Raw genomic sequence first — 5,206 nt, 5'->3', positions numbered from 1 at the left:
GGGGTGGTGTTCTGTTATCGTTCCATCTTCGTTTCGTTGTTGACTTGGTGGTCCGGGGGGGTGGGGAGTGGGGACACGCGAAGAAGCGGCTCGTCCAGCGGGACGACCCCCGCGCTGCCGTCCTTCAACGCGAGTCTGCCGGACAGGCCGAGGTCACGGTCCAGCCAGGTGTTCAGCGGCACCCCGCCGTAGATCTCCACCGCGACCTGCCGCCAGCCGGCGGAGCCGGTGTCGGGGGCCGGCTTCACCCGCAGGTTGGGCGAGTCGGTGTGGGTGCCGACGATCCGGAACGGCGTCTCCGGCCCCGCGCCCTCCGGCAGGTACCAGGCGATCAGCGCACCGCCGCGGATCAGGTAGCGCCCGCCGGCCGCCGCGTCCCAGGCGTCCGCCTCCGCGACCTGACGGAACCCCGCCTTCTCCAGGCGCTCGGCGGCGCTCGCGACCGCGTGGTACGGGGACGGCGAGGTGCCGAGGAACGCGATCAGATCGTCGGTGTGCGTCCGGTCGAAGAAGGCCCGGCGGTCGGCGGTCGACATACTGCTCCAGGGTCGAGGGAGGGCCGAAGCCGGATGGGGGATCGGCTTCGCACCTTGAGCATATGCCCGTACACGGACATGGCATTCGGGCCCCGGCAACGGTTTCGGAACACCGGCACGATCCCGAACCCGCCTCCCACCGGCCCTTCTTCACACCCTGGTCGCTCCCGGTCGCACACCGTCAGCGGACTGCGGAGCGGGGTCGCACCGACTCCGTCCGGGCCCGGCGCGGCGCCTGAGGCCCCGGCAGGGGAACGCCGAAGGGCCCGGTGGCAGCCGGGCCCTTCGGTGTGAGGGTGTCGTCAGGCAGTCAGAAGAGAGCGCGGGCCTTAGAAGGCCTCCTCCGCCAGCTCCATGATCTCGTTGTCGATGCCCTCGGCGATCGCCCGCTGCGGGGCGATGGTCGGGAGGACGTTCTTGGCGAAGAAGCGGGCGGCCGCGACCTTGCCCTGGTAGAACGGCACGTCCTTCTCGGAGGCGCCGGCCTCCAGCTTGGCCAGGGCCACCGCGGCCTGGCGCAGCAGCAGCCAGCCGACCACGACGTCGCCGGAGACCATCAGCAGGCGGGTGGTGTTGAGGCCCACCTTGTACATGTTCTTGACGTCCTGCTCGACCGAGGTCAGGTCGGCGATGAGCTTGCCGACGATGGCCTCCAGGTCGCCGGCGGCCTTGGCGAGCAGCTCGCGCTCGGCGGCCAGGGCGTCGCCGCCCTCGGCGGAGCCGAGGAACTTCTGGATCTGCTCGTTGAGGGCGGTGAGCGCCTGGCCACCGTCCTTGACGATCTTGCGGAAGAAGAAGTCCTGGCCCTGGATCGCGGTGGTGCCCTCGTACAGGGTGTCGATCTTGGCGTCGCGGATGTACTGCTCGATCGGGTACTCCTGCAGGTAGCCGGAGCCACCGAAGGTCTGCAGGGACTGGGCGAGCTGCTCGTAGGACTTCTCCGAGCCGTAGCCCTTGACGATCGGGAGCAGGAAGTCGTTGAGGCGCTCGGCGGCCTCGTCCTTCTCGCCGCGCAGCTTGGCGGCCATCATGTCGTCCTGGACGGACGCGGTGAACAGGACCAGCGCACGCATGCCCTCGGCGTAGGCCTTCTGGGTCAGCAGCGAGCGGCGCACGTCCGGGTGGTGGGTGATGGTGACGCGCGGGGCGGTCTTGTCCAGGAACTGGGAGATGTCGGCGCCCTGCACGCGCTCCTTGGCGTACTCCAGGGCGTTCAGGTAGCCGGTGGAGAGGGTGGCGATGGCCTTCGTGCCGACCATCATCCGGGCGAACTCGATGATCTTGAACATCTGGCGGATGCCGTCGACCTTCTCGCCCAGCAGCCAGCCCTTGGCCGGGTGCTTGGCACCGAAGGTCATCTCGCAGGTGTTCGAGGCCTTGAGGCCCATCTTGTGCTCGACGTTGGTGGCGTAGACGCCGTTGCGCTCGCCGAGCTCGCCGGTCTGCCAGTCGAAGTCGAACTTGGGGACGATGAACAGACCGAGGCCCTTGGTGCCCGGCTTACCGCCCTCGGGGCGGGCCAGCACCATGTGGATGATGTTCTCGGACATGTCGTGCTCGCCCGAGGTGATGAAGCGCTTGACGCCCTCGATGTGCCAGGAGCCGTCCTCCTGCTGGATCGCCTTGGTGCGGCCGGCGCCCACGTCGGAGCCCGCGTCGGGCTCGGTGAGGACCATGGTGGAGCCCCACAGGCGGTCGGTCATCCGCTTGGCGACCTCGAGCTGCTCCTCGGTGCCCTCCTCGGCGATGACGCCGGCGAAGGCCGGGCCGGAGGAGTACATCCAGATGGCGGGGTTGGAGCCCAGGATCTGCTCGGCGAAGGCCCAGATCAGCGAGTTCGGGGTGACCTGGCCGCCGATGGACTCCGGGATGCCCAGGCGCCACCACTCGGCGTCCATGAAGGTCTGGTAGCTCTTCTTGAACGTGGCCGGGATCGGGGCGGTGTTGGTCTCCGGGTCGAAGACCGGCGGGTTGCGGTCGGTGTCGGTGAAGGACGCGGCGAGGTCGTTCTCGGCGAGGCGGGCGATCTCGCTGAGGATGTTCTTCGCGGTCTCGACGTCCATGTCCGCGAACGGCCCGGTGCCGTACACCTGGTCGCGACCGAACACCTCGAAGAGGTTGAACTCCACGTCCCGCAGGTTGGACTTGTAGTGACCCATGGCCGTTTTCTCCGGTTCGTCGCTTCCGGGAGACCGCCGCGTTTCGGGCGTCCCGTACCCACCAGTAGGCATCATGATGCTACCCAGCGGTAACTTGGGCAAGCCCCCGGCGGTGAATCCGGTATGAACGTGGTCACGTCCCACAAGCCGGGGCGACCACTCCTTGTCAGGATCGACGCCAGCGCGGGCGGGTGCGCTCCCGCTAGCCTGTCCGTGTGTACGGATATGACCAGAACGCATACCCGGGTGACCCCTACCAGCAGCAGGCGGGTCCGCAGCCGGGCATGAACGGCATGCCCGGACCGGACGCGTACGGCGCCCAGGGGCAGGCGCCCCAGCAGTCGCTGTACCCGGAGCCCTCCCCGCCGTCCCTGGCGGACGCGGTGCGCGCCTTCACCACGGGTTCGATGGCGGTCGAGGACTTCCAGGCCATCTTCATCACCTCGAAGGTGCACTGCCCGCGCGGCGAGCGCCCCGGCTTCCTGGCGCTGCACAACACCCCGACGCCGGTGATCCCGATGTTCAGCTCGCTCAAGGAGCTGCGCCGCTACGCCGGCAAGGACTCCAAGCACTTCACCGTCACCGGCGCCGAGGTGCTGGACCTGCTGCCGACCGGCTACGGCTTCGCACTGGACATGGAGGGCGAGCACCGGATGGTGTTCGACGCCAAGGCGGTCGAGCAGATGGTCGACTTCACCATGCGCCGCATGTACGGCTGACGTCCGCCCGTACGGCCGACCCGTCCCGCGTGCGGCTGACCCGTCCCCGAAGAGGAGCTCGCGCTCCTTCGTCAGCACATAGTTCAACTTTCAACTTGCCTGTTGTTGAGGATTGAACTATTCTGGTGGACGTAGGCCAGAGAACCCCCCTCGAAGGAGGCCGACATGCCCGCCGTGACCGTCGACAACCCGCTGACCCTCCCGCGCGTCACCACGCCGGACCCGGCCGTCGCCACCCCGCGGCCGGTGCTCACCGTCGCCACCGCCCCGGAGGGCTTCGAGGGCGAGGGCTTCCCGGTCCGCCGCGCCTTCGCCAAGATCAACACCAAGTACCTCGACCCGTTCATCATGATGGACCAGATGGGCGAGGTGGACTACGCGGCCGGCGAGCCCAAGGGCACCCCCTGGCACCCGCACCGCGGCTTCGAGACGGTCACGTACATCATCGACGGAACGTTCATCCACCAGGACTCGCACGGCGGCGGCGGCACCATCACCGACGGCGACACCCAGTGGATGACGGCCGGCTCCGGTCTGCTGCACATCGAGACCCCGCCGGAGTCGCTGGTGATGTCCGGCGGCCTGTTCCACGGCCTCCAGCTGTGGGTCAACCTGCCCGCCTCGGACAAGATGATCGCCCCGAAGTACCAGGACATCCGCGGCGGCAGCGTCAAGCTGCTCGCCTCCGCGGACGGCGGCGCCCTGATCCGCGTCATCGCCGGCGAGATCGACGGCCACCAGGGCCCCGGCGTGACCCACACCCCGATCACCATGACCCACATCTCGGTGAACCCCGGCGCCCAGGTCACCCTGCCCTGGCGGGCCGACTTCAACGCCCTCGCCTACGGTCTGGCCGGCAGCGGCTCGGCCGGCCAGGAGCGCCGCCCCTTCCACATGGGCCAGGCGGTCGTCTTCGGCGACGGCGACTCCCTCACCATCCGCGCCGACGAGAAGCAGGACTCCCGCAACGCCAACTTCGAGGTCGTCCTCCTCGGCGGCCTGCCGATCCGCGAGCCCGTCGCCTGGTACGGCCCGTTCGTGATGAACAGCCACCGCGAACTCCAGCAGGCCATGGAGGACTTCCAGGCCGGCCGGCTCGGCACCATCCCCACCGACGCCCACTGACGTCCATCGACGCCTACTGACGTCGGCACACCCGAAGGGCCCGGACCGCACGGTCCGGGCCCTTCGCCATGTTCGTACCGAAAGCCTCCGGAGTCCCATCCTCCCCTTGTCGCACGGGTGTTGACACCCGCTCCGGGCGTCTCGCGATAATGTCGATTGGTCTGAACCATTGGCCAAATTGGTCGAGACCACAACGGGAGGAACCCCACCATGCGCCGTGCCGTCCGGCGGCTCGCCGTACTCGCCGCAGCCCCGCTGATCGCCCTGACCGGTGCCACCGCGGCCCAGGCCCTGCCGACCATCGACACCAGCTCGTACTCCGTCACCGACGGGACGGGCACCTGCTCGATCAACGTGCACTTCTACTACAGCTCGCACTGGTACGTGCAGTACGACCTGGTCAACTGGGGGAACGGCACCCAGGGTTGCGAGGCCGGCGCGTACACCAGCGACCAGGGCTGGGTCGGCCACATCACCAGCGGCAGCTTCTCCACCAGCGACGACCCCTCCCGCTACGTGCGGCCGTGGGTGCAGAAGGTCGGCGACCCGTCCAGCTTCCGCTGGGGCAACAACCGCTGACAGTGAGGATGTTCATGAGCGTCTCCCGGCGGGGCCTGACCCACCCTCTGACTGACCTCGGGTCCTCAACGGGATCTGTCGGCCCCGT

General features: G+C 68.6%; 4 protein-coding genes and 1 pseudogene. 3 read left to right on the top strand and 2 right to left on the bottom strand.

Translation table 11 applies throughout. From position 1 onward, the window contains the following. Positions 1-89: 89 nt before the first annotated feature. Both ACZ58X_RS38645 and ACZ58X_RS38640 read right to left on the bottom strand, forming a co-directional pair. Positions 90-536, bottom strand: a pseudogene (locus ACZ58X_RS38645) (M18 family aminopeptidase); the annotation flags it as partial. A 329-nt stretch (positions 537-865) separates the two neighbouring features. Beyond that, positions 866-2,695, bottom strand: coding sequence for an acyl-CoA dehydrogenase (locus ACZ58X_RS38640; RefSeq protein WP_470338245.1), 1,830 nt, complete (start codon positions 2,693-2,695; stop codon positions 866-868). A 215-nt stretch (positions 2,696-2,910) separates the two neighbouring features. On the opposite strand from ACZ58X_RS38640, the gene ACZ58X_RS38635 reads away from it, so the two are divergent. From ACZ58X_RS38635 to ACZ58X_RS38625, 3 genes are all read left to right on the top strand, one after another. After that, entirely contained in the window at positions 2,911-3,414 is a 504-nt protein-coding gene (locus tag ACZ58X_RS38635) for an SseB family protein (RefSeq protein ID WP_380408510.1), read from the top strand. Positions 3,415-3,579: 165 nt separating this feature from the next. Then, the gene (locus ACZ58X_RS38630; protein WP_470338244.1) at positions 3,580-4,539 is read left to right on the top strand and encodes a pirin family protein; all 960 of its coding nucleotides are present in this window, start codon (positions 3,580-3,582) and stop codon (positions 4,537-4,539) included. Positions 4,540-4,749: 210 nt separating this feature from the next. Continuing rightward, a complete protein-coding gene (locus ACZ58X_RS38625; RefSeq protein WP_470338243.1) occupies positions 4,750-5,118 on the top strand; it encodes a hypothetical protein in 369 nt (122 codons plus the stop codon). The last annotated feature ends 88 nt before the right edge of the window (positions 5,119-5,206 follow it).

Source organism: Kitasatospora sp. NPDC040550 (assembly GCF_055594965.1).
The sequence above is the reverse complement of the archived record's forward strand: the minus strand, read 5'-3'. Positions and strand labels throughout refer to the sequence as shown.